At 59.7% G+C, this 24,383-nt stretch carries 27 protein-coding genes; 9 read left to right on the top strand and 18 right to left on the bottom strand.

All coding sequences use genetic code 11. The features are described from left to right. Nucleotides 1-123: 123 nt before the first annotated feature. From yidC to Q1A34_RS11610, 7 genes are all read left to right on the top strand, one after another. On the top strand, nt 124-1,947 hold the full coding sequence (yidC, locus tag Q1A34_RS11640) for a membrane protein insertase YidC (RefSeq protein ID WP_300033937.1): 1,824 nt from the start codon (nt 124-126) through the stop codon (nt 1,945-1,947). Next, nucleotides 1,944-2,681 (top strand): MOSC N-terminal beta barrel domain-containing protein, encoded by a 738-nt coding sequence (locus Q1A34_RS11635; protein ID WP_300033935.1) that lies wholly within the window; start codon nt 1,944-1,946, stop codon nt 2,679-2,681. The genes yidC and Q1A34_RS11635 overlap by 4 nt, the downstream gene beginning before the upstream one ends. Then, nucleotides 2,678-3,328 (top strand): ribosome biogenesis GTP-binding protein YihA/YsxC, encoded by a 651-nt coding sequence (yihA, locus tag Q1A34_RS11630; protein WP_300033933.1) that lies wholly within the window; start codon nt 2,678-2,680, stop codon nt 3,326-3,328. Before Q1A34_RS11635 ends, yihA begins: the two co-directional genes overlap by 4 nt. Before the next feature lie 53 nt (nt 3,329-3,381). Then, a complete protein-coding gene (gene argB, locus Q1A34_RS11625) occupies nt 3,382-4,245 on the top strand; it encodes an acetylglutamate kinase (RefSeq protein WP_300033931.1) in 864 nt (287 codons plus the stop codon). A gap of 69 nt (nt 4,246-4,314) precedes the next feature. Further along, complete coding sequence (locus Q1A34_RS11620) at nt 4,315-5,109, top strand: sterol desaturase family protein (RefSeq protein ID WP_300033930.1); 795 nt, start codon at nt 4,315-4,317, stop codon at nt 5,107-5,109. Beyond that, nucleotides 5,109-5,756, top strand: a complete 648-nt coding sequence (locus tag Q1A34_RS11615; RefSeq protein WP_300033928.1) for a ferredoxin — start codon at nt 5,109-5,111, stop codon at nt 5,754-5,756. Before Q1A34_RS11620 ends, Q1A34_RS11615 begins: the two co-directional genes overlap by 1 nt. Nucleotides 5,757-5,758: 2 nt before the next feature. Further along, nucleotides 5,759-6,253 (top strand): histidine phosphatase family protein, encoded by a 495-nt coding sequence (locus Q1A34_RS11610; RefSeq protein ID WP_300033926.1) that lies wholly within the window; start codon nt 5,759-5,761, stop codon nt 6,251-6,253. A gap of 3 nt (nt 6,254-6,256) precedes the next feature. Here the strand turns inward: Q1A34_RS11610 and Q1A34_RS11605 are convergent, their stop codons facing one another. From Q1A34_RS11605 to rpsM, 14 genes are all read right to left on the bottom strand, one after another. Beyond that, a complete protein-coding gene (locus Q1A34_RS11605) occupies nt 6,257-7,027 on the bottom strand; it encodes an amino acid ABC transporter ATP-binding protein (protein ID WP_300033924.1) in 771 nt (256 codons plus the stop codon). Nucleotides 7,028-7,043: 16 nt separating this feature from the next. Beyond that, entirely contained in the window at nt 7,044-8,342 is a 1,299-nt protein-coding gene (locus Q1A34_RS11600; RefSeq protein WP_300033922.1) for an amino acid ABC transporter permease, read from the bottom strand. A 3-nt stretch (nt 8,343-8,345) separates the two neighbouring features. After that, a complete protein-coding gene (locus Q1A34_RS11595; protein WP_300033920.1) occupies nt 8,346-9,560 on the bottom strand; it encodes an ABC transporter permease subunit in 1,215 nt (404 codons plus the stop codon). A 132-nt stretch (nt 9,561-9,692) separates the two neighbouring features. After that, nucleotides 9,693-10,709, bottom strand: a complete 1,017-nt coding sequence (locus Q1A34_RS11590; RefSeq protein ID WP_300033918.1) for an amino acid ABC transporter substrate-binding protein — start codon at nt 10,707-10,709, stop codon at nt 9,693-9,695. A gap of 197 nt (nt 10,710-10,906) precedes the next feature. Next, nucleotides 10,907-11,617, bottom strand: a complete 711-nt coding sequence (locus tag Q1A34_RS11585; RefSeq protein WP_300033916.1) for an ATP12 family chaperone protein — start codon at nt 11,615-11,617, stop codon at nt 10,907-10,909. Beyond that, nucleotides 11,614-12,297: an HAD-IA family hydrolase gene (locus Q1A34_RS11580; RefSeq protein ID WP_300033914.1), complete on the bottom strand. Its 684-nt coding sequence runs from the start codon at nt 12,295-12,297 to the stop codon at nt 11,614-11,616. The genes Q1A34_RS11585 and Q1A34_RS11580 overlap by 4 nt, the downstream gene beginning before the upstream one ends. After that, complete coding sequence (locus Q1A34_RS11575) at nt 12,297-13,337, bottom strand: RluA family pseudouridine synthase (protein WP_300033912.1); 1,041 nt, start codon at nt 13,335-13,337, stop codon at nt 12,297-12,299. The genes Q1A34_RS11580 and Q1A34_RS11575 overlap by 1 nt, the downstream gene beginning before the upstream one ends. After that, entirely contained in the window at nt 13,334-13,717 is a 384-nt protein-coding gene (gene crcB / locus Q1A34_RS11570; protein ID WP_300033910.1) for a fluoride efflux transporter CrcB, read from the bottom strand. Before crcB ends, Q1A34_RS11575 begins: the two co-directional genes overlap by 4 nt. Nucleotides 13,718-13,748: 31 nt before the next feature. Further along, nucleotides 13,749-15,059, bottom strand: a complete 1,311-nt coding sequence (locus tag Q1A34_RS11565; protein WP_300033908.1) for a replication-associated recombination protein A — start codon at nt 15,057-15,059, stop codon at nt 13,749-13,751. A 3-nt stretch (nt 15,060-15,062) separates the two neighbouring features. After that, nucleotides 15,063-16,391, bottom strand: a complete 1,329-nt coding sequence (locus Q1A34_RS11560) for a trypsin-like peptidase domain-containing protein (protein ID WP_300034135.1) — start codon at nt 16,389-16,391, stop codon at nt 15,063-15,065. A 183-nt stretch (nt 16,392-16,574) separates the two neighbouring features. Beyond that, complete coding sequence (gene rplQ, locus Q1A34_RS11555) at nt 16,575-16,994, bottom strand: 50S ribosomal protein L17 (protein ID WP_300033906.1); 420 nt, start codon at nt 16,992-16,994, stop codon at nt 16,575-16,577. 134 nt (nt 16,995-17,128) lie between these two features. After that, complete coding sequence (locus Q1A34_RS11550; RefSeq protein ID WP_300034133.1) at nt 17,129-18,145, bottom strand: DNA-directed RNA polymerase subunit alpha; 1,017 nt, start codon at nt 18,143-18,145, stop codon at nt 17,129-17,131. Nucleotides 18,146-18,258: 113 nt separating this feature from the next. Next, the gene (rpsK, locus tag Q1A34_RS11545; protein ID WP_300033904.1) at nt 18,259-18,648 is read right to left on the bottom strand and encodes a 30S ribosomal protein S11; all 390 of its coding nucleotides are present in this window, start codon (nt 18,646-18,648) and stop codon (nt 18,259-18,261) included. Between the two features lie 13 nt (nt 18,649-18,661). Beyond that, nucleotides 18,662-19,030 (bottom strand): 30S ribosomal protein S13, encoded by a 369-nt coding sequence (rpsM, locus tag Q1A34_RS11540; protein WP_300033902.1) that lies wholly within the window; start codon nt 19,028-19,030, stop codon nt 18,662-18,664. Nucleotides 19,031-19,191: 161 nt separating this feature from the next. Here rpsM and Q1A34_RS11535 point away from each other — a divergent pair, with 161 nt between their 5' ends. Further along, on the top strand, nt 19,192-20,448 hold the full coding sequence (locus Q1A34_RS11535; RefSeq protein ID WP_300033900.1) for a hypothetical protein: 1,257 nt from the start codon (nt 19,192-19,194) through the stop codon (nt 20,446-20,448). A gap of 16 nt (nt 20,449-20,464) precedes the next feature. Here the strand turns inward: Q1A34_RS11535 and Q1A34_RS11530 are convergent, their stop codons facing one another. The 3 genes from Q1A34_RS11530 to rplO all read right to left on the bottom strand — a co-directional run bounded on the left by Q1A34_RS11530 (nt 20,465) and on the right by rplO (nt 23,080). Further along, on the bottom strand, nt 20,465-21,109 hold the full coding sequence (locus tag Q1A34_RS11530; RefSeq protein ID WP_300033898.1) for an adenylate kinase: 645 nt from the start codon (nt 21,107-21,109) through the stop codon (nt 20,465-20,467). Beyond that, entirely contained in the window at nt 21,106-22,476 is a 1,371-nt protein-coding gene (gene secY, locus Q1A34_RS11525) for a preprotein translocase subunit SecY (RefSeq protein ID WP_300033896.1), read from the bottom strand. The genes Q1A34_RS11530 and secY overlap by 4 nt, the downstream gene beginning before the upstream one ends. A 121-nt stretch (nt 22,477-22,597) precedes the next feature. After that, entirely contained in the window at nt 22,598-23,080 is a 483-nt protein-coding gene (gene rplO / locus Q1A34_RS11520) for a 50S ribosomal protein L15 (protein WP_300033894.1), read from the bottom strand. Between the two features lie 219 nt (nt 23,081-23,299). On the opposite strand from rplO, the gene nrtS reads away from it, so the two are divergent. Beyond that, nucleotides 23,300-23,641, top strand: a complete 342-nt coding sequence (gene nrtS, locus Q1A34_RS11515; protein WP_300033892.1) for a nitrate/nitrite transporter NrtS — start codon at nt 23,300-23,302, stop codon at nt 23,639-23,641. Nucleotides 23,642-23,676: 35 nt separating this feature from the next. Here the strand turns inward: nrtS and Q1A34_RS11510 are convergent, their stop codons facing one another. After that, entirely contained in the window at nt 23,677-24,339 is a 663-nt protein-coding gene (locus Q1A34_RS11510) for a hypothetical protein (RefSeq protein WP_300033890.1), read from the bottom strand. Nucleotides 24,340-24,383 lie beyond the last annotated feature (44 nt).

Raw genomic sequence — 24,383 nt, 5'->3', positions numbered from 1 at the left:
GCGGGCTAAAACCGCAGCCTGCGGACCGCACTGCGTGATTTGCAGCCATCGATTCCGCTTGACCTTTGCCCCCACACTCTGTTGAACCCTCGCTGATATCAAACAGATCAGGTGGCAGTCCCGATGGACGATCAGAACAAGAACCTCATTCTGGCAACAGCTCTCAGTTTCATTGTGATTCTGGTTTGGTTTGTCCTTTTTCCGCCGCCCGAACCCCAGGCGCCGGTTGACACGCAGACTGCCGAAGAACTGCTCCCACAGTCTCCTGTCGCGACAGCGCCGACAGCCGCAGACGCCGCACCCTCGGATGTCAGTGCGCAGAACGCCGAAACCCGGCAGGAGGCCCTCAGCGCCGCGCCACGCGTTGCCGTCAGCACCGACCGCCTTGAAGGATCCGTTTCACTGCTGGGCGGTCGCATCGATGATCTGTCCCTGAAAGACTATCGTGTGACGCGGGATGCTGACGCAGAAATCGTGAAAATGCTGTCACCTGTAGGCAGCCCCAACGCCTACTACGCACTTTATGGCTGGGCTGCCGGGTCCGGACTTGACCCGGCTCTTGTGCCCGGCCCGAATACACTGTGGCAGCAGACCGCCGGCGACGTCCTGAGCGTTGGAGCACCAGTCACACTGACCTGGAACAATGGCGCAGGCCTGACATTTCAGCGCCAGATCGAAATCGACGAGGACTACCTTTTCACCATTACGCAATCGGTGACGAACTCGGGCAATTCAACTGTCACGATGGCGCCTTACGGTATCCTCGCGCGCCACGGTGAACCCACCGATCTGATGAACTTCTTCATTCTGCACGAGGGCGTCGTGGCTATGGCGGACGGTGAGCTGACCGAAACCGACTGGTCCGACATGCCGGATTTCGCCTACTCTGAGCGTGAGAATGCCCGCGCGGAAATTCAGCAGGTCCAGCAGGATGGCTGGATCGGCTTCACAGATCACTACTGGATGTCCACGCTCATTCCCGCCCCGGGCAGCGCGTTCAAATCCGTGGCCAAGTATGATGATCGCCGCGATATCTACCAGGCCGAGGTTGTTCTGCCAGTGCAGACGCTGGCCCCCGGTGCAACCGTTTCTGCGCAGAGCGAGCTTTTTGCAGGCGCAAAAGAATGGGAGACGATCCGCAATTACCAGACTGCTGGTGTTGACCGTTTCATTGACAGCATCGACTGGGGCTGGTTCTTTTTTCTGACCAAGCCGATCTTCTGGCTCCTGCATTATCTCAACCAGATAATCGGAAACATGGGCTGGGCAATCATTGGCCTGACCCTGATCATCAAAGCGGTCCTCTTCCCATTGGCATATAAATCCTACGTCTCGATGGCGAAGATGAAAGAACTGCAGCCGCAGATGGAAAAGCTGAAAGAAGAAGCCGGCGAAGACCGTCAGAAAATGCAACAGGGCATGATGGAGCTCTACAAGAAGGAAAAGGTAAACCCGGCTGCGGGCTGTTTACCGATCCTGCTTCAGATCCCGATCTTCTTTTCACTCTATAAAGTTATCTTTGTAACGATCGAACTGCGACACGCCCCGTTCTTTGGCCCGTTCCAGGACCTCAGTGCGCCCGATCCGACGTCTTTGATGAATTTCTTTGGCCTTCTGCCCTTCTCCGGGCCGGAGCCAGGGTCGCTGATGGCGCTGATCTTTATCGGAATTCTGCCGCTCCTGCTCGGGATTTCCATGTGGCTCCAGCAGAAACTGAATCCGGCACCCACTGACCCGACCCAGCAGATGATCTTTGCCTGGATGCCATGGGTTTTCATGTTCATGCTGGGTGGTTTTGCCAGTGGCCTGGTGGTGTACTGGATCGCGAACAACACGATCACTTTCACACAGCAATACATCATCATGCGCAGTCAGGGCTACAAGCCCGACGTCTTCGGCAACATCAAAAGCGGGTTTGGCAAGAAGTCCAAGACAGACAGCGAATGACCCGTCTGACAACACTGTTGAGGTACCCGCTCAAAGCCCATGGCCGCGAGCGGATACCAGACGTCGTGTTGCGCGCAGCAGAAAGCATGCCGTGGGACAGGCTCTGGGCCGTCACGCATGAAGCCTCCAGGCCCGGCGATGGCTGGGTCAGTTGTTCCAACTTTACCCGCGCCGCCGGATCGCCGGAACTCATGGCGATCACAGCGCAGTTGTCAGACGACGGATCGTCACTGACCCTGCGCCATCCACGGTTACCGGACCTGACCTTTCAACCAGACAACCAGCAGGATGTCTTTCTGGTCTGGGTGGCGCCTCTGATGCCTGCAGGGCGGGCCGCGCCCACGGGTATTCTCCGCCTCGATGGACGGGGATTTACAGACAGCGACTTTCCGTCTGTTTCGCTGACATCGCATGCGTCGCACCGCGCGGTGGAGGAAACGCTGGGACAGGAGTTGTCACTGCACCGCTGGCGCTCGAACATGTGGCTGGACGGGCTTGAGGCCTGGCGGGAAACAGACCTGGTCGGCAAAGATGTGGCGCTCGGGGAAGCCGTGCTGCACATCCGCGAACAGATTACCCGGTGTCGTGCAACAACGGCCAACCCCGAAACGGGCCAGCGCGACGCAGATACCCTGGGCGCATTGGACAGTCTCGGCCATCAGGAGTTCGGTGTTTGCGCAGAAGTCGTCCGCGGTGGGCTTGTCCGCGAAGGCGACCTTCTGGAGGTACTGTGATGCTGACCTTTCCGCTGGCCGAAGAGCCGGACACCGCCACAGCCGAAAAGGGTCGTCTGCTTTTCGCGGGGGAAACAGAGTTTGTCAAAGGCGTCGTGGCCATGTCGGGCCTGCCGCCTGCGGACCGGATGGAGGTTTGTTTTGCCGGGCGATCCAATGTGGGCAAGTCCTCTCTGATCAATGCGGTGACCGGGCGCAAAGGGCTTGCACGTGCTTCCAACACGCCCGGGCGCACACAGGAGATCAACTATTTCACGGCCGGAGACGCACATTACCTCGTCGACCTGCCGGGGTATGGATATGCCAACGCACCGCTCCAGGTTGTCGAAAAATGGCAACGTTTGCTCAAACAATACCTGTCCGGGCGTCAGACGCTTCGCCGCGCTTTTGTGCTGATTGACGCACGACACGGCGTGAAAAAGGTTGATGAGGAAATCCTGTCGCTGCTCGACAGCGCAGCTGTGACATTCCAGGTGGTGCTGACCAAGGCGGACAAGGTCAAAGAAGCAGAACGCTCAAAAGTGCTCGACCAGGTACGGCAGGCCCTCAGCAAACACCCCGCTGCTTTCCCGGAACTGATTGTCACCTCCAGCGAAAAAGGCTGGGGCATTCCGACTTTGCGGGCCATAATCGCCACACTTGAATAGGCTCTTGCAGCCTCGGCGGCCCACGCTCATAACCATCGGACCACAGCCCTGATATGAAGACCCAGGATATGAACCGCGACTGGATTGCAACCGCAAGCACTCTCAACAAGGCCCTGCCCTATCTGCAGCGCTATGCCGACGCCACGGTTGTCATAAAACTTGGCGGCCATGCCATGGGCAGCGACGAAGCGATGGATGAGTTTGCCCGCGATGTCGTTCTGATGCGGCAGGTCGGCGTCAACCCGGTGATCGTCCACGGTGGCGGCCCGATGATCAACGCCATGCTGGAACGGCTTCAGATCAGATCCGACTTTGTGAACGGCAAACGGGTCACCGACGCGGCGACAATGGAAGTTGTCGAAATGGTCCTCAGCGGCGTGGTCAACAAGCGTATCGTCCAGGCCATCAATCGCCAGGGCGGGCGGGCGGTTGGCCTGTCCGGCAAAGACGGTGGCATGATCGCCTGCACGCAGACAGACCCCGCACTTGGTTTTGTTGGCACTCCGGATGCCGTCAACCCTCGCCTGCTGCGCGACCTGACCGACAAGGAATACATCCCGGTCATTGCGCCACTGGGTGCTGGCTCAGAGGGCGAAACCTTTAACATCAACGGTGACACTGCCGCAGGAGCCGTCGCGGCAGCGCTGAAAGCGGATCGGTTGCTGCTGCTGACAGATGTGCCAGGCGTGAAAAACGCGGAGGGCGTTGTCGTCACTGACCTGAGTGCCGCGCAGATCCGCCAGATGACGCAGGACGGTGTCATTGCCGGTGGCATGATCCCGAAAACCGAAACCGCGCTCAACGCCATTGACGGGGGCGTCCGGGCAGCTGTCATTCTGGACGGGCGCGCACCCAATGCCTGCCTGCTTGAGTTGTTTACCGAACACGGTGCCGGCTCGATCATCCGCGCCGACTGAAACGCGCGCTGACGCAGATGTGTCAGCCTGTCGCTTGTGCCGCGCCGCCATCGGGTTAGGTTGTGCAGCATGGAGAACGAAGCACTCATCAGGTTTGGCGTATTTCTTGGGCTTTTTTCGGTTCTGGCGCTGCTGGAAACGGTTGCGCCGCGCCGTATCCGTACGCAACCGCGCTCCCGCCGCTGGCTGACCAATTGGGGGGTAACCATCGTCAACACCCTGACACTGCGCGCCCTGGCCTTTGCGCTGCCGCTGCTGGCTGTTGGTGCCGCCGTGGATGCCGAGGGACAGGGATGGGGGCTGTTCAACAATCTCGCCCTGCCCGTCTGGTTTGAGGTGCTCCTGTGCATCCTGATTCTGGATTTTGCCATCTGGCTTCAGCATCTGATCACCCACAAGGTGCCGCTTCTGTGGCGTCTGCACCGGGTGCACCACGCAGATGTGGATATGGATGTGACGACGGCGATCCGCTTTCATCCGGTTGAGATTGCGCTGTCCATGCTGCTGAAAATAGGGCTGGTATATCTGCTGGGGCCCGCTGCTATAGCGGTTGTGCTTTTTGAGATCATCCTCAACGGTACGGCCATGTTCAACCATTCAAATCTGCGCCTGCCGTTGTGGCTCGATGCGATTGTCCGTCGGGTTTTTGTCACACCCGACATGCACAGAGTGCACCATTCGGTCGACCGTGCTGAGCATGACAGCAATTACGGTTTCTCCCTGTCCATCTGGGACCAGCTCTTTGGCACCTATATTCCGCAGCCCCGCGACGGCCATGACGATATGCAGGTCGGACTCCAGTGGCAGGACGACCGGCCGTCACGCTTTGGCTGGTCGATGGCGCTGCCCTTTACCCGCAAGTGATGTTTGAAGCACTCGAAGCCGGGGCGCGGGCCCGCAACCTGACCATACTTGGTGGGTTTCACCCGGGCCCGGACGATAATGCACCCGAAGGGTGTCAAACACTTCTGATGCTGGGGCCGTCAGCCCCCGCTTTCTGGCCTGCATTCAGCACATCCAGTGAAGCACAGGACGGCTTGCCCGACCCGATGGACAGATGGTCAGAGCGTGTGATCGGCGGTTGGGCACAGCAGATCGGTGCCCGGGCTCTCTATCCCTTTGGCGGCCCGCCCTGGCTGCCGTTTTTCACCTGGGCCCGGCGTACCGGGCGCATTCATGCCTCTCCGATTATGCTGCTGGTGCATGATCAGGCCGGATTGTTTGTTTCATTCCGAGGTGCCCTGGCACTGCCATGGGCGGTCGACCTGCCCGCAGCACCACCATCACCCTGCCTGAGCTGTTCTGATCAGCCCTGCCGGACGGCCTGCCCTGTCGATGCATTTGACGGCAGCAGCTACGACGTGGACAGGTGCAAATCGTGGCTGCGCGAGAGCAGCGGACTGGACTGCATGACGTCAGGTTGCCGTGCCCGCCGCGTTTGTCCGGTCTCACAGAACCACCCGCGCCAGGCTGAGCAGTCGGCCTATCACATGCAGATATTCCGGGGATAACAATGCTCAGACTGATCCTGATGCGCCACGCGAAATCCGACTGGAGCCATGCCGGTTTGTCCGACCACGACAGGCCCCTCAACAAGCGCGGGACAGCGTCCGCTGATGCGCTGGGGCACTGGCTGCGCAGCCGGGAACTGCAGCCCGGAGAAGTGCTGTGCTCTTCTGCTGAGCGGACCAGGCAGACACTCGGGCGGTTGGGATTACCGTCGCAGACGCCGACACGGTTTACCCGTACCCTCTATCTGGCCGAGGCGGATGAGATGCTCGCTGAGCTCAAATCCGCTGCGGCTCCGACGGTGCTGATGGTGGGACACAATCACGGCATCGCTGATATGGCGCACCAGCTGGTAAAAACGCCCCCGGATCACGAACGCTTTGATGATTACCCCACTGGGTCAACCCTGGTCTGCGATTTTAATGCCGGGAGCTGGAACGAAATCGGCTGGCACCAGGGCCAGCCGACAGATTTTGTCATTCCGCGGGAACTGAGCTGAGGATCAGTGTCCGAGGATCTGGCTGAGGAACAGCTGTGTCCGCGGGCTCTGTGGATTGTTAAAGAACGCTTCGGGCTCGTTCTGCTCCACAATCTGACCCGCATCCATAAAGATCACACGGTTTGCCACCTGACGGGCAAAACCCATCTCGTGGGTCACGCAGAGCATGGTCATGCCTTCTTCGGCCAGCTCGATCATGGTGTCGAGCACCTCTTTGATCATCTCCGGGTCCAGAGCGGACGTGGGTTCGTCAAAGAGCATGATCCGTGGCTTCATGCAAAGCGAGCGGGCAATCGCCACACGCTGCTGCTGACCACCGGAAAGCTGACCGGGATACTTGTTCGCCTGATCCGGAATTTTCACCTTTTCAAGAAAATGCATCGCCGTTTCCTCGGCTTCCTTCTTGGGTGTCTTGCGGACCCAGATCGGCGCCAGGGTACAGTTCTCAAGGATTGTCAGATGCGGGAAGAGGTTGAAGTGCTGAAAGCACATGCCGACCTCTGACCGGATCTTGTCGATGTTCTTGAGATCAGAGGACAGCAGCGTGCCGTCCACCTCAATTGACCCCTGCTGGTGCTCTTCGAGCGCGTTGATACAGCGGATAAGAGTGGACTTGCCGGAACCCGACGGGCCACAGATAACAATCCGCTCCCCCCGGTTCACGGTCAGATCGATGTCGCGCAGAACGTGGAACGCGCCATACCACTTGTTCATCTTGGAGATGGTGATCGCGATCTCGTCTGAGACCTGCATTTGTTTTGCTTGTTCAGCCATTATTCAGGCCTCCTTATCAGCGGTGGTCGGTCGCAAGGCGACGTTCGAGCCATTGTGAATATTGCGAGATGCCGTAGCAGACCACAAAGAAGAGCAGAGCCGCAAAGCCCAGCAGTTCCCAGTAGACGCCGTTCCATTCCGTGGATGCGAGGATAGGACCCCGGATCATCCCGAGGATATCGAACATCGAAATGACCGACACCAGAGTGGTGTCCTTGAACAGTCCGACGGCGATGTTGACTATCCCGGGGATGGAAATCTTGAGCGCCTGCGGCAGAATGATAAGCCGGGTTGCCTGAGCGTAATCGAGGCCCAGACTGTCCGCACCTTCGTACTGCCCCTTTGGCAGGGCAGCCAGGCCCCCCCGGATCACTTCGGCAATATAGGCAGCCGAAAACATTGTGATCATGATCACCACGCGCAGGAACAGATCCACACTGGATTCAGGCGGGAAGAAATACGCCAGCATCACCGAGGCCACAAAGAGCAGAGTGATGAGCGGAACGCCCCGGATGAATTCGATGAAGACCACGCAGATCCATTTGATCAGCGGCATGCTGGACTGGCGCCCGAGGGCCAGTGCAATGCCAATCGGGACCGACAGGGTAACACAGGTCACGCCCAGCATCATGTTGAGCATAAAGCCCCCCAGGTCCCGCGATGGCACAGCGCCCAGCATGGCATTGTCGGATGCGGTTTCCGGAATGAGGAACCCGCCAATCTTCCAGATCACATAGGCGGCAACGATCCCGCCAAAGAACCCGGCAGCAAAGGAACGGTTGACCAGCTTTTGATAGACCATCGCGCCACCGGCCACGCCGACAAAAGCCAGCACCGGAGAGAGCACAGTGCCGCCCCAGATCAGCCAGAACGCAATGAACGGGTAGACCGCCGTGAAAGCCAGCAGTTTGCGCGGCAGATCAAAGAAAAGCACAGGAGCGACAGCGACGAACAGCAGCAGGAATGCCACTGTCGGACGCCAGTAGTACTCCGGTGGATACTTGAAACCGAATATCAGCTGTGGCCAGCGCTCGCTGAGGACCGCAAAGCAGGCTCCGCGCGTTCCATCCAGAATCTCACGGCACTCTGTCAGGCTGCCCGCGTTCCAGACGCCGTTGAAAATCCATGGCAGAACACCGGACAGCGCCACATAGATCACGTAGAGCGCCACCAGGGTAAGAAGCCCGTTGGCAGGCGTGGCGAAAAGGTTCTCGCGCATCCATTTGACCGGTCCGGATGCGGCATAGGGCGGCTCGCGCTCTGGCAGCGTTTCGGTACGTACAAAGGAAACGGTATGTGCATGTGTATCTGACATGGCTCAGCGCTCCTTCAGCTTAACGGAATTGTTGTAGACGTTCATGATCGCCGAAATGCTCAGAGAGATCGTGAGATAGAACAACATCAGCAACAGAACACATTCGATCGCGCGGCCCGTCTGGTTGAGCGTAATACCACCCAGCGTGCCCGTGATGTCCATGTACCCCACCGCAATCGCCAGCGAAGAGTTCTTGGTGATATTGAGGTACTGGGAAATCAGTGGCGGAATGATCACCCGCAGCGCCTGCGGCAAAACCACCAGGTTCATGATCCGTCCGGGACGCAGGCCCAGCGCGCCGGCAGCTTCAGTCTGGCCCTTGGAGACCGCCTGAATACCGGCCCGTACGTTTTCTGCGATAAAGGCCCCGGTGTAGATCGACAGCGCAAACCACAAAGCGATCAGCGGGGCACCGACCTTGATGCCACCCCGGAAGTTAAAGCCCTGCAGCGCAGGCGTGTCCAGTCCGACAGGCCGACCCATGATAAAGTACATCAGAATGGTCGGAACCAGCAGGATCACCAGGCTGGGCCAGCCCGTTGGCAGCAGCTGACCGGTGGAATACAGCAGCGTCTTGGCATACCGGCGATAGGCAAACACGCCAAAGACTGAGGCGATAAAGACGGCCACAACAACCATCGATCCCGGGCCCCAGACAGGTGCCGGCAGGTAGATACCACGGTTGGTGAAGGCAAACATGTCCATCAGCATCGAACTTGTCGCGTTATCGCCACGGAAGGCATTTGGCGGCGGCAGAACCGCTGTCATGATCGTGTAGATGATGATGATCCAGATCAGGACGGGAATATTGCGGAAAATCTCGACATAGAAAGCCATCAGCTTGCTGACCAGCCAGTTCTTTGACAACCGCAGTACCCCGGCGATGACGCCGAATATCGTCGCCATCATACAGGCAAGAAAGGCAACCAGCAGTGTGTTGAGCACACCGACAAGTGCTGCTCTGGAATGGCTCATCTGGTTGTCATATTCGATCAGGCGCTGATCGATATCATAGCCTGCCGGATCAGCAAGAAACCCGTAGGAGATATTCAGACCCTGGGCCGCAAGGTTCACAAGCAGGTTGTTGGTCAGATAGGCAATGGCCACAATGAGCGTCAGCAACGCTATCGCCTGAAAAGTCATCGACCGATAGCGCGTGTCGTACAGCAGCATGGATAGCCGGAACGACCCCTGTGGCGGGTCCGTCATTGTCGTCATGATATTGTTCCCCGTGGTTCCGGCCTGTTTTTGTGTCGGACGCTTCTGCGTCTCTGGTGGCCGGGTTTTGGTTTTTGTCGCCCAAAAGTGCAAAGGGCGCAGAGATTAATCTGCGCCCTTGCGTTAGTGTGTTCAGCGGAACGGAGGCGAGTAGATCAGGCCGCCGTTTGTCCACTGTGCGTTCAGACCACGGGACAGAGCGATCGGGGTTTCTTCGCCGATGGTCGTCGCGAAGATTTCACCATAGTTGCCCTGGCTGGAAATGGCGCGCATCGCCCAGTCGGCGTCGAGGCCGAGCATTTCGCCCAGTGTGCCTTCTGTGCCCAGCAGACGCTTGACTTCCGGGTTTGTGGAACCGGATGCCATTTCGTTAACGTTGGCTGATGTAACGCCCAGCTCTTCGGCTGTGATCAGTGCGTTCAGCGTCCAGCGAACCACGTCACCCCATTCGTCGTCGCCGTGGCGGACGAGCGGACCCAGAGGCTCCTTGGAGATGATCTCAGGCAGCAGCGCGTGCTCGCCCGGGTTCTCGAATGTGGCACGCGTCGCGGCCAGACCGGATGCGTCTGTTGTGTACGTGTCACAGGCACCGGCCAGGTACTGTTGCTGACCTTCGGCGTTTGTTTCGATTGGCACGGGATCATAGCTGATGTTGTTCGCGCGGAAGAAGTCCGCGAGGTTCAGCTCTGTTGTTGTACCGGTCTGAACGCAGACCGTTGCGCCGTCCAGCTCTTTGGCCGAGGAAACGCCGAGCGCTTTCGGAACCATGAAGCCCTGACCGTCATAGTAGTTCACGCCGACGAAAGTGAACTTGAGGTCCACATCGCGGGAGAATGTCCATGTTGTGTTACGTGCCAGCATGTCGATTTCGCCGGATGCCAGCGCTGTAAAGCGTGTCTTACCGGTTGTGGGAACGAATTCCACTGCTGTTGCGTCACCCAGAACGGCTGCGGCAACCGCACGGCATACGGAAACGTCAAAGCCTTTCCATTCGCCGTTTGCATCGGGGGCCGCAAAGCCCACCAGACCGGTTGTCACGCCGCAGTTCAGTGTACCGCGGGCTTTGACGTCATCCAGCGTACCGGCAGCAGCTGCACCAGCGGCCAGACCGGCGACTGTAAGCGCGCCAAGAAATACTGATTTTTTCATTTTTACCTCTTCCTGATTTTCCGCCCCTCAGACGGGGCGGTTTCGACCGGCACTTCAGCCGGTGGCGATACTGAAGGCTCTCCCCCTCAGGTGGGCATCATTCTGGTCGAAATCTGCCAAAAACGTCAAGGGCGGGTCGCCCTAAAATCAGTCACGTTTCGCAGGCATTGCACGGTTTTCGGGCAGCCGTGTCTGTTTCAGGTCTGCAGCAGATCAAATACTTGTTTTGCATGCAGAAAATCGGCCTTTTTTGTCTCGGCCAGTGCTTCGGCCTCTTCGTCCTGGCCCCATTCCTCTGCCTGCCAGATCTCATCCAGACGGGAAATATCCCAGATCTGTGCAACCGGCCTGTGCCCGAGCGCTGCCGCAAACCCCAGAATCAACGACCCCGAAAGGCTGACAAGATCGTGAAAAGCGGCCAGTTCAAAGGATGTAAGCCCGTACACCCGCTGGCTCAGCGATTTCAGCGCAGCAGCATCCTGCGGTGCGTGCATCACGCCTGTACGGGGTGACAGTCGGGCGCCTAGAGTCCCGGCCGCCCACTCCAGGAATGGGTCCCACTGCTCGGACTGGCGCGCAACCAGACTGTCCGGACCTTCCGCCCGGTAGCACAACAGATCGCTGTCCCCATAATCCGCCAGCAGGCCCGCGACCTCCCCGTGCTGTACCGCGACCTTGTCAATTGCGGCGTTGACCGTACGGGTAAAGGGCATTGTGCGCGGGTCGATTTGCTCGGACTGTGCTTCCCACTCCCCCGCCACGGCCTGCGCCAGCGCTCTTGTCGGCACCACAAGCAGTTGTTTTGCAGGTGTTTTCACCGGCCGGGCATCCAGTTGAATGCCAAAACCGTCCCCGGCAGCAGCAACCGTAACATCTGTCCAGAACCGTTTGCTTTTCCAGGTGCTCATCCGGAAATCTCCCACATGTCCGAAACCGCGGCCGGCAAAGCCGCAAAATCCGTCAGAATCCGGTGTGCAGCTGTCAGATGGCTCACAGGATGATACCCCCAGCTGACGCCCAGCGCGCCAACACCTGCAGCCCGGGCCATCTCCATATCAAAACTCGTGTCCCCGATCATTACCGTGTCAGCGGCAGTCACGCCGGTTTCACGCATGGCTTCCAGGATCATAGAGGGGTGTGGTTTGGACGGGTGAAAGTCCGCGACCTGCTGCGTGACAAAAAACCGCTCCAGCGCATGGGCCTCGATCAGTTTATCCAGACCCCGTCGGGACTTGCCGGTTGCAACCCCCAGCAGCACGTCAGGCTGACTGTGCAGCTGCTCCAGAATGGCCTGCGCGCCCGGATACAGCGGCGATGACTGTGCCGCACCCACTTTTGCACGCATTTCCACATAGGCATTTTTATAGGCGTCCACCATCCGCGCACATTCCGGCGCTGTCGCATCCGGCACCAGCCGCATCATCGCTGTCTCCAGCGACAGCCCGACGATCCCCAGAATGGTACTGCGGTCCGGCACAGGTCGGCCAGCGGCCATAAACGCCTGCCCCATGGCACTCAGAATGTCGGCCTGGCTGTCTACCAGAGTGCCGTCCACGTCGAAAATCACCAGCTTTGCACCAGCGCTCATTACAGGGCCTCAAACGGGTCTTCTGCTGCCAGGTCTTCTGTCCAGCCAAAGGTGTCCCAGCTATGCGCCATGTGCTCCGGCATCGGCGCGGTCACGGTGATTTCTTTCCGGCTCACCGGATGCTCGAAACGCATCATACGCGCATGCAGGTGCAGTTTCTTGGAAATCACACCGCCCAGCTGTGCGCCCCAGCCATCGCCCATGTTTTCCTGGCCCGACCCGCCGTATTTGCCGTCTCCGACAATCGGGTGGCCGATCTCTGCCATATGCGCGCGCAACTGATGGGTGCGCCCGGTCACCGGCTCCATCGCCACCCAGGACGCACGGGACCCGACCCGGTACAGAGTGGCATAAAGCGTGTGGGCACGTTTCGCGCCCGGGGTTTCATCCATCTCGCGCGGGTGTACGGCAATCATTTTTTCACCTTCACCGCCTTTGCCACGGCCACCCGCTTTGACCAGTCCAAAACGGATTTCCCCCAGATAGGGCGTGGGCACCCCGGCAACCAGCGCCCAGTAGATCTTGCGCGTTTCCTTGTGCCGCATTGCGGCTGTCAGCCCGCGCGCCGCGATACGATTGCGGGCCAGAAGCAGCACGCCAGAGGTATCCTTGTCCAGCCGGTGCACCAGACGCGGTTTGTCTTCCAGCCCGAATTTGAGCGCTTCGGCCAAGCCGTCCACATGGCGCGTCTGGCCGGAGCCACCCTGAGTGGGCAGCCCCGCCGGTTTGTTAATCGCGATCACGTCGTCATCTTTGTAGATCACACAGCCCCTGATCATTTCCGCATCCGCCTTGCTGACGCTCGTGCGCGTCGCGGGCGGCGGGGCAGCTGCATCGGGCAGCGGTGGCACACGCACCTGTTGCCCGCTTTCCAGACGGGTTGATCCCTTTACGCGTCCGCCATCAACCCGGATCTCGCCTTTGCGGCACATCTTTTCGATACGCCCCTGGCTGATCTGAGGAAACTGCTGACGAAACCAGCGGTCAAGCCGCATATCCGCGTCATCAGCGGCAACTGTTACAGTCTGAACCCGGCTCACAGCACCGCACTCCGCATCATCCACAGACCCGCCATCAGCCCCAGCACAGAAAGCCCGACCGACAGCACGATGTACATCGCCGCCGGTCCGATCTGACCCCGCTCCATCAACGTCACGGTTTCCAGCGAAAAGGCAGAAAAGGTGGTGAACCCGCCCAAAAGACCCGTCATCACAAAGGGGCTGAGGTGAGTCAGACCCTTTTGCGCGGCCAGCACCACAAAGGCACCCATCAGAAACGACCCCAGCACATTGGCGCTCAGGATCGCAACCGGGAAGGCGCCGGGTCCGCCCGCCAGACGGTAAACGGAAAGGCCCCACAAAAAGCGCAGCGCGGCACCAAGAGCGCCACCAAGGGCCACAAAGATCAGAGTTTTCATCATCCGCGGTCTGTCACGCCTGCGCGTTCAAATGTCAAGTTTCGCGCTTGTCCCGAAGCCGTGTGAAATAATCCAGCCGTTTTTTCAGATCACGCTCAAAGCCGCGTTCGACCGGCTGGTACAGCGCCGGGCGCGCCATCCCGTCCGGGAAATAGTTCTGGCCTGAAAACCCATCCTCTGCGTCGTGATCATAGGCATAGCCGTCGCCATAGCCCTGATCCTTCATCAACGCGGTCGGTGCATTCAGAATATGTTTGGGCGGCGGCTCTGATCCGGTCTTTTTCGCCGCTGCCCTGGCTCCCTTGTAGGCGACGTAGCCCGCATTGGATTTCGGGGCCAGCGCCAGATAGGCAACCGCCTGCGCCAGCGCCAGCTCCCCCTCCGGACTGCCGAGCCGCTCATATGTTTCCCAGCTCTGCAGGCAGATCGCCTGGGCCTGCGGGTCAGCCAGACCGATGTCCTCCACCGCCATCCGTGTGATCCGCCGCGCCAGATAGCGCGGGTCCTCACCCCCTTCGAGCATCCGTGCAAACCAGTACAGGGCCGCATCGGGATCCGATCCGCGCACTGATTTATGCAGGGCAGAAATCAGATTGTAATGCGCATCACCGCCCTTGTCGTACTGGGCCGCCCGCTTCATCAGACGCCCCGACAACCCGTCGACGTCCAGGGGCTTGTCCGGCGTCCAGGCCGCCACCTGCTCGATCAGATTGAGCAGCGCGCGCCCGTCCCCGTCCGCCATGCCGATCAGGGCAGACCGCGCATCAGGTGTCAGCGGCAGCTCCAGCGCCAGCTCAGCCTCTGCACGCCGGACCATGAGCTCCAGATCCTCTGCCGGCAAACGCTCCAGCACCATGACCTGCGACCGGCTGAGCACGGCCGCGTTAAGCTCAAAAGACGGGTTTTCCGTCGTCGCCCCCACCAGCAGGATGGTACCATCCTCCATATGGGGCAGAAATCCGTCCTGCTGGGCCTTGTTGAACCGGTGGATCTCATCCACGAACAGCAGCGTTCCCTGCCCGTTCTGCCGCCTGATCTTCGCAGCCTCAAAGACTTTGCGCAAATCAGGAACACCCGTGAAAATCGCGCTGATCTGCACAAACTGCAGGTCAGTCTCATGGGCCAGAAGGCGCGCAATGGTCGTTTTCCCCACGCCCGGTGGCCCCCAGAAGATCAGAGACGACAAAGCGCCGGAGGCCAGCATGACCGTCAGCGGCGCTTCAGGGCCCAGAACCTGCCTCTGCCCGATGACCTCTGACAGGCTTTGCGGACGCAGACGATCCGCCAGCGGCTGATGCGCAGAGGTCTCTGCAGGTGGTGTCCCGGAAGAAAAAAGATCACCCATGCGTCACACCCTGAACTGCACAACAATGCGCCGGGCACCGCGCAGCACAATCATTTCATACCTGCCGGCCCGCTGCGCCATCATCCGCCGGACATCTTCCGGACGCGATACAGCCTGTTCGTTGATCACCTGAATGACATCCCCCCGCACCAGGCCAGCCCGCCGCCCCAACCGTCCGGTATCCGAGACAAGAACGCCCGCGGCTTCCAGCGGCAAACCAAAGGCCGCAATCACAGAAGGGTTCACCCGCATCAGCTCCAGCCCGTCCAGCACCTCACGGCCGGTCAGCACCGTTGTCTCGCGCGGCGGCACGTCCGGCGCTTCGATCATTTGCACCATGGTATCAGCAGGCATGCCATTGCGCACCCGGGTAATCACGACCTCTGCACCGGGGCCCGCGACAGTCATCCTGTAGATCATCTCAGAGGGCGTGTTTACAGGCTGCCCGTCCACGGCAGTGATCACATCCCCAACCGCAACGCCCGCCACGGCAAAAGGACTTGCCGGATGCAGGCCCGAGACAATGATCCCGCCGGGGCGGTCCAGCCCAAAGGCCTCCGCCATTTCAGAATCCACCGCCTGCCCGCTGATGCCGGCCCAGGGGCGCACGAAAATGTCCCGCCCGTCCTGCGCCTGTGCCACAAAAGCCGCAACCAGATCGGCGGGAATCGCAAACCCGATGCCGTTTGATCCTCCCGAACGGGTCAGGATCGACGTATTGATCCCCACAAGCCGCCCGGCCATATCCACCAGCGCCCCGCCGGAGTTGCCCGGGTTGATCGGCGCGTCGGTCTGGATGAAATACCCGCGCCCGCTGCCCGTAGCAGCACCTGACCGGGCCAGACCTGATACGATCCCACTGCTCACTGTCTGACCCACACCAAAGGGGTTGCCGATGGCCAGCACCAGCTCGCCGACCTCCACAGTCTCCGAGGCCCGCAAGGGCAGAAACGGCAGATCCTGTGCGTTCTCCAGTTGCAGAATGGCAAGATCGCTCTGGGCGTCCCCCAGCAACACCCTGGCGCTGAATTCGCGACGGTCCTCCAGAACCACCCGGATCTCCGTGGCATTGCCCACCACATGGTAGTTAGAGACCACAATGCCGTCAGAACTGAGTATAACGCCAGAGCCCAGCGAATTCTGCACCCGTGGCTGTTCGCGCAGACTGTCGCGAAAAAACCGCTCAAAAAAAGGATCGCCCTCAAAGGGGCTGCTGCGTCCCGGGCGGATCACCCGCGCATAGATGTTCACAACCGCCGGTGCCGCTTCCCGGACCAGTGGCACAAAACTCAGCTGTATCTCCGCGGCAGACTGCGGCACCTGCTGCGCCATCAGCCTATGAGGAGCCGTCAGCAAGGCAAGACAGGCCACAAACAGTCCCAACCATCTCAGCTGCATCATACTGCCCCCCGTCTTTTGCGTTTTCTTCTGGCTGTAAATATCCCCGCCGGAGGCATAAAAAAAGCCCTTGTCCGGCAGGACAAGGGCCTCAGACCGGCGCAAAGCGCACAATCCTTATTCGTCCGCGGCTTCCTCAGCAGCCAGGCGCGCTTTGTCGCCGGCTCCTTTGGCGTCGCGGTCACGATCAACAAATTCGATGATCGCCATCGGTGCCATATCACCATAACGGAAGCCCGCCTTGAGGACGCGGACATACCCGCCCTGACGGTCCTTGTAGCGCGGCCCGAGCACATCAAACAGCTTGGTGACATACTGGTCCTGCTTCAGCTTTGCCGCTGCCTGACGGCGTGCGTGCAGGTCGCCGCGCTTTGCCAGCGTGATCATTTTCTCGATGATCGGGCGCAGTTCTTTTGCCTTGGGCAGGGTTGTCTTGATCTGTTCGTGCTCGATGAGCGAACCTGCCATATTCGACCACAGCGCCTTGCGGTGCTCATGTGTACGGTTCAGGCGGCGGTATCCACGTGCGTGACGCATTTTCTATCTCCTGATTGTGCCCTCTACGGGCGGTTTTGCTTTGTCTGACCGGGTGATGCGTGTCACCCGGTTCTCCTTGGGGCCATATGGCCCTGATTGTCCCCGCATCGGTCGCGGGCATGATTGAAGACCCCTTAAAAGGAGTCTTCGAATTTCTTGGCCAGATCCTCGATGTTGTCCGGCGGCCAGTCCTCGACGTCCATGCCAAGGTGCAGACCCATACCAGACAGCACTTCCTTGATCTCGTTCAGGGACTTCCGGCCAAAGTTCGGCGTGCGCAGCATCTCTGCTTCGGTTTTCTGGATCAGATCCCCGATGTAGACGATGTTGTCGTTCTTCAGACAGTTTGCCGACCGCACCGACAGCTCCAGTTCGTCGACCTTCTTGAGCAGCAGCGGGTTGAATTCCAGACCGTCATCCTCATCGGCGCGCGACGCGGATTCCGGCTCGTCAAAGTTCACAAAGATGCCCAGCTGGTCCTGCAGGATGCGCGCCGCGAAAGCCACAGCATCATCCGGTGTGATCGAGCCGTCTGTCTCCACCTTCATGGTCAGTTTGTCATAGTCCAGCACCTGGCCCTCACGGGTGGGCTGCACGTCATAGCTGACCTTTTTGACCGGCGAATAGATCGCATCGATCGGGATCAGACCAATGGGTGCATCCTCGGGCTTGTTCTTGTCGGCAGACACATAGCCTTTGCCCTGATTGACCATCAGTTCCATATAGAGATCGGCACCATCGTCGAGGTGACAGATCACATGATCACGGTTCAGCACCTCGATGCCTGCGCTCTCGGAAATGTCTCCTGCGGTCACAACGCCGGGGCCCTTTGCAGAGATCGACAGGCGCTTGGGCCCTTCGACTTCCATGCGGATGGACACACCTTTGAGGTTCAGAATGATGTCGGTCACGTCTTCACGGACACCGGCAACAGACGAAAACTCGTGCAGCACGTTGTCGATCTGTACAGATGTGATCGCCGCACCCTGCAGCGAGCTCATCAGCACACGGCGCAACGCGTTGCCCATTGTCAGACCAAAACCACGCTCCAGCGGTTCTGCAGTGACTGTTGCCTGGCGTGCCGGGTCGTTGCCCGGTTTTACGTCAAGCTGTTGCGGCTTGATCAGTTCAGCCCAGTTCTTGTGGATCATGCGTCCCTCCATTCCCGTCAGCGCCCCCATGTCCTAAGGCTGCGACTCTCGAGGTTTCAAAAAAGCGGATTGGGGCCGCGCGAAAACACGCAGCCCCGAAAGGTCTTTTACGATTATACGCGGCGGCGCTTCGGCGGGCGGCAGCCGTTGTGTGCCATCGGTGTTACGTCACGGATCGATGTGATGTTGAACCCGGCAGCTGCCAGTGCGCGCAGGGCGCTTTCACGACCCGAACCCGGGCCCTGAACCTCAACTTCCAGCGTCTTGACACCGTGTTCCTGTGCTTTGCGGCCCGCATCCTCGGCAGCCATCTGTGCCGCATAGGGTGTGGATTTCCGCGAGCCTTTGAAGCCCATGGTACCGGCAGACGACCACGAGATGGCGTTGCCCTGCACGTCGGAGATCAGGATCTTGGTGTTGTTGAAGCTCGAATTCACATGCGCAACACCTGCTGCGATGTTCTTGGAGACCTTTTTCTTAGTGCGTGTCTTTTCACGTGCCATTGATCAGCCCCCCTTATTTCTTCTTGCCGGCAATGGCCTTTGCGGGGCCTTTGCGTGTGCGTGCGTTTGTGTGTGTACGCTGACCGCGGACCGGCAGGTTGCGGCGGTGGCGCAGGCCACGGTAGCAGCCCAGATCCATCAGGCGTTTGACGTTCATCTGCACTTCGCGGCGCAGGTCACCTTCGACGGTGTAGTTGGCGTCAATGTGCTCGCGCACGGCCAGAACTTCCGCATCGGAAAGCTCGTTGACCCGGCGGGTCGCGTCGATACCAACAGCTTCGCAGATCGCTTTTGCGGAGGCATTGCCGATACCAGTGATATATGTGAGGGCGATTGGAACCCGCTTTGCAGTCGGGATGTTTACGCCGGCGATACGTGCCACGTGTCGAATTCCTTTTTCGTTGCGGGTCCGTAACGCCAGACCCTTTTTTCACAAACGAAGCCCGGAGCGCAAAGGCCGCCGGGCATCAGCTGATCAGGTGATCCTGTCCCCCGGGAGCGACCCTTCGGACAAATTGATTCTCAGTCGAGATAGCGCGTGTTATGGGGTTTTGGCCCAGGCGTCAACCCGCCGGTAACAGCACGCTTGCAGGTGGGCGGGAATACTTGATCTGGCAGGGCGTTTCTACCTATGGTAGCGCAGTGATCAACCTGCCTGAAAACGGGAGCTGCGCCCTGCCAATAAGGACTTTCATACCTCCGGGCAAGACACCCGAACAGCCTGCATCACAGGCCCGCACCGGACGCAGCCCGACCGGCGCACCGCTGGCAGCGCTGCAGCGTCAGGCCGATACCAGTCCTGGTGCGCGATCACTGGCGGTGCTCCAGCAAAGAGCCGATCACGTCGCACAGCGTGAGGGCGGGGACGAAGACGAAGAAAACGCGGCACCGGCGCAGGAGACGGTGATCGTCAGCATGGATGGCGACAAGATCGGCAGCATCTACTTCGGTGATGGCCGCATCCGGACCACGCATGGCAAGGGGCCCGAGGATGACCGGGGCAAGCAGCGGAACATCCACCGTTTCAACATTGACCGCGAAGCGGCGGCAAAGGATTTCAAGCGTGACCGCAAGGCAAAAAAGACCCCGCGGAAAAAGCTCAACTGGTACATCCGCGACAGGCTGGAGGCCGGCACACCAGACTGGGCCAGGGACGGCGAGGTCACGGACCCCGCGAGCGCACCGGCCGACGCACCGGACGGGCGCAAGCTTTTGGAGTACTACGATGTCGACCCTGTAAGCGAACAGGACACAGGTCGCAGGGTCCACCCCTCGCGCGGGGCGGCGGTGCAGATCACACGGCCTGCCGCGGATATCCAGACGCTGAAAGATGCCGTCGCCCTTGTCGACGAAAGCCTGTCAGCTTCGGCCAACAACCGCGCGTTCTTCGGGAAAATCCTCGCGGACGGCTCTGCCATGAAGTCAGAGATCCGCATGCCCGAGGAGGTTGACGCCGAGATGACAGAAAAGGCGCTCAAGTCGCTCACCCGGTGTGCAGAAGCCCTGGCCGAAGCGGTCGGGTGGGACCTGAGCAAAAAGTCGACAGACGGGCGCAAAACCTACACAGACTACGTCAAGAAATGCGCTGACGCTGGTCGCGATGCCATGCGCGCCGCCCGCGAAGCTGCGAAAATGGCACGCGATGTCAGCTATCGCGCAGCGCATGTTGTCGATGTCAAACTGGAGATACGCGCAAAAAATGCCGCCGCAAAGGCATCTGACACCGAAAAAGCGGCCGAAGCAGTCCATGCCACGCTGCTTTCCGATTTTGCAAAGTTCAGAGGGAAATGGGGCGGCTGAGCGCGCGCAGCTCCCCTCAGGCGTCGAGCGCCGTTCTGATCTCGGCCTGCACCGCATCGATGGTGCCCAGACCGTCCACGCGGGACAGCATATCCTTGGCGTAGTAATATCCGATCAGCGGCGACGTCTGCTTATAGTATTCCATCAGACGGGTGCGCAGACTGTCCTCGTTGTCATCCGCGCGGCGCTTGAATTCAGTGCCGCCACAATTGGTGCACTTGCCATCCGCAGGGATGGGTTTGGTCTCGTCGTTATAGACTTCACCACACATACCGCAGGTCGACCGCGCGGTAATGCGCGCAACCAGCGCAGTATCGTCCACACGCATCTCAACAACTTTGTCGAGCGTCTGACCTTCTGCTTCCAGCAGCTCGCCCAGGGCATCTGCCTGCGCCAGCGTGCGGGGAAAGCCGTCAAAGATGAACCCGTTGGCTTTGACCGTCGCGAGCTTTTCGCGGATCAGGCCAATGACGATCTCATCGGTGACCAGGGCACCACGGGCCATGACGTCAGCGACGACCCTGCCCATTTCTGTGCCGCTGTCCTTGGCTTCGCGCAGCATGTCGCCTGTGCTCAGCTGGACCATGCCCCGTTCTTCAACAAGCACACGTGCCTGTGTTCCTTTGCCCGCGCCCGGCGGTCCCAGAAGGATAATGTTCATCGGCGTACCGGACTCCGTTTCTTGCGGCCTTTACCACCTGCACTTTTGCCGCGCAGCTGAGATTTCTCAAGCAGACCTTCGTATTGGTGTGCCAGCAGATGGCTCTGGACCTGCTGAATAGTATCCATAGTTACCGACACAACAATCAGAACCGACGTCCCCCCGAAATAGAACGGGATTGCAAACTGGCCGCGCAGGATCTCCGGCAACAGGCAGACAGCCGCCAGATAGCCCGAGCCCAGTACCAGAAGACGGTTCACGACATACTCAAGGTACTCGGCGGTCTTTTTGCCAGGGCGGATGCCCGGGATAAAACCGTTCTGGTTCTTGAGATTGTCCGCGACATCATCCGGTTTGAACGACACATTGAACGTGTAGAAGTAGGTGAAAAAGACGATCATCAGAACAAAGAACGTCAGATAGAGCGGCTGGCCAGGGCCAAAATTTGCCAGCAGCCAGGACATCACCGGGTTGGTGGAGTTGCCCGAAAACGTGCTGATCGTCACCGGCAGCAGCAGCAGCGAGGAGGCAAAGATCGCCGGGATAACGCCCGCCGGGTTCACTTTGACCGGCAGGTGGCTGGAGCCCCCGTCATAGACTTTCATGCCGACCTGGCGGCGCGGGTACTGGATATGGATCTTGCGCAGGGCGCGCTCCATAAAGACCACGAACATGATCGTCGCCACCACCATCACCAGCACGCCGATAATCACTGCAGGGCTGATCGCACCGGAACGGCCCGAGGCAAAGAACTGGGCAATTGCCGCAGGAATCTCGGCAATAATGCCGACGAAAATGATCAGCGAGATACCGTTGCCGATGCCGCGCGCGGTGATCTGCTCGCCCAGCCACATCAGGAACATGGTGCCCCCGACCAGCGTGATGACGCAGGACATGCGGAAAAACAGGCCCGGATCGGTGACGATGTCACCGGCCTCGAGGCTGACCGCCAGACCATAAGCCTGCACAGTCGCCAGGAACACGGTCCCGAAACGCGTGTACTGGTTGATCTTTTTGCGGCCCTGTTCGCCCTCTTTCTTCAGCTGTTCAAGCTGCGGCACCATGGCGGTCAGCAGCTGAACGATGATCGAGGCCGAGATATACGGCATAATCCCCAGCGCAAAGATGCCCATCCGCCCCAGCGCGCCACCGGTGAACATGGACACCATGCCGCCGATGCCCTGCCCGGCCTGTTCCATGAATTCGCGCAGGGCGACACCATCAATGCCCGGAACGGGGATGAAGGTGCCGAGGCGATACACAATCAGCAGACCAAGGGTGAACAGGATACGGTTGCGAAGGTCAGTTGCCTTGCCCAGCGCAGACCAGCTGGTGTTGGCAGCCATGTTTTCGACAGCAGAAACCATTAAGGGCTCTCTTTCGTAACAAATACGCCGCCCGGGCCGTTTTCCGGCGGGGCGGCGGTAAGGAAAACTCTCGAGACTATGTAAGCGGCGATGCCGCCGCCCACAAGTCTCAACTGAGGGATCAGGCCTCTGACGTTTCCGCGACCGGCGCCGCCACTGTCAGCGAGCCGCCTGCCTTTTCGACAGCGGCAACAGCAGACTTCGACGCGCCTGTGACCTCGAGGGTCAGTTTTGCGGTGACATCACCCTTGGCCAGAACGCGAACACCGTCCAGTTTACGGCGCACCAGGCCGGATGCGACCAGGACGTCTTCGGTGATTGTGCTGCCTGCGTCGATTTTCTTGGCATCGACGAATTTCTGGATCAGACCCAGGTTGACCACTGCATAGGATTTGCGGTTCGGCTTGTTAAAGCCACGCTTGGGCAGACGCTGGTAGAGCGGCATCTGGCCGCCCTCGTAGCCATTGATGGCCACACCGGAGCGTGATTTCTGACCTTTGATACCACGGCCACCCATTTTACCGGTGCCGGAACCGGGGCCACGGCCAACGCGCTTGCGTTTTTTGGTGGCGCCGTCGTTATCGCGCAGTTCATTCAGTTTCATTGTCGCTTCTCCTTTTGCCGGATGCGACCCCCAGCGACGGGAGCGGCCGAACGCGGCGTTTCGATTCATATCGTGGCACTCAGGGCCACCACGCGCCTATAAACGGGAGCGCCGGTGTGATCAACCCCCGGGCACTCCCGCCGACGTGTTTTGTATTTCAAAAGCTTTTTGGCCCATAGAGGCACCGGACAGACAGAAAGATACACGCCTATGCCCGCCATGACACTCCAAGACCTCAGACCACTTTTCCACCGGTCCATCAAGGTTGCGCTGATCGTCGGACCGGTCCTGACACTGATCAATCAGTGGGAGGCCGTCAGCACCTTTCAACGCCCCGACATGCTCAAGGTGGCACTGACCTTTATGGTGCCCTTCTGTGTCTCATTCTCTTCGGGCTATTCGATGCGCAAAAGCGTGACACAGCAGATGGACTCGGCACAGGCACAGATCGCCGACCTGCGCGCCGAGGTGCGCAAAGCGACCCATGAGGCCAGCGAGGCACGTCGCGCCCTGGCGGTGTTCACGCATGCCGCTGCCCCGCAGGCAGAGCAGAACCGCTGAGGGCCAGCGCTAACCGGCCAGACTGCAGACCGGGGTCAGCGCTGAAAGCGCCGTGCGCCAATTAGACCGGCGGCGGCCGTCATCAGCAGCAAAGCGCCGGCAGGCAAAGGCACAGGGGTTACCGCCCAATGGCCGGACTGGGTTGTGCGCGCACTGGCCCGCTCGCTGCCTGTACCGGTGCCGCTGGTCGTGCTGAATGCTGAAATCCGCGCCCGTGCGATGGGTGCCTGCTGCACTTCATATTCGAAATTGTACTCGGCCAGTGCGCCGCTGCCGCTGCTGACAATCATCTGGGCCAGATCAGCCCCAAAGCCGGAATAGGCATGGAAATACCATTCCACGACACTGCCTGTGCTGTCTGTGCGGAAAAACCCGTCAATTTCCCTGGCGTCAAATTCATTGATGCCATCAAACGCCCGCACCAGCTCCAGTGCGCGGCTGCCGGTCGACGCAGCGGGGTAGCCGCCCAGACGATAGTGCATATCCGCCTCAAGCTCGCCGTCCATCTTTACGTCCAGCCGGGCTGCCTGGGCCTCTGAATAGGCGCCGCGCAGGCGGTAGTTGTCGCAGCAGGGGGGCGCAGAGGCAAAGTAATCCGTCTCCTGATAGGTCGCGCCGAAGTATGAAAGGGTGGTTGCCTGCAGGGGGCCCGCGATGGCGCAGCCCACCAGAAGTGAAAGCGTTAACAAATACCGCATAGTTAATCCCCGCCGTTAATAAAATATTAACACTATCTAACGGG

Source organism: uncultured Roseobacter sp. (assembly GCF_947491795.1).
Classification (GTDB): domain Bacteria; phylum Pseudomonadota; class Alphaproteobacteria; order Rhodobacterales; family Rhodobacteraceae; genus Roseobacter.
This window is presented reverse-complemented; position numbering and strand designations above follow the sequence as displayed.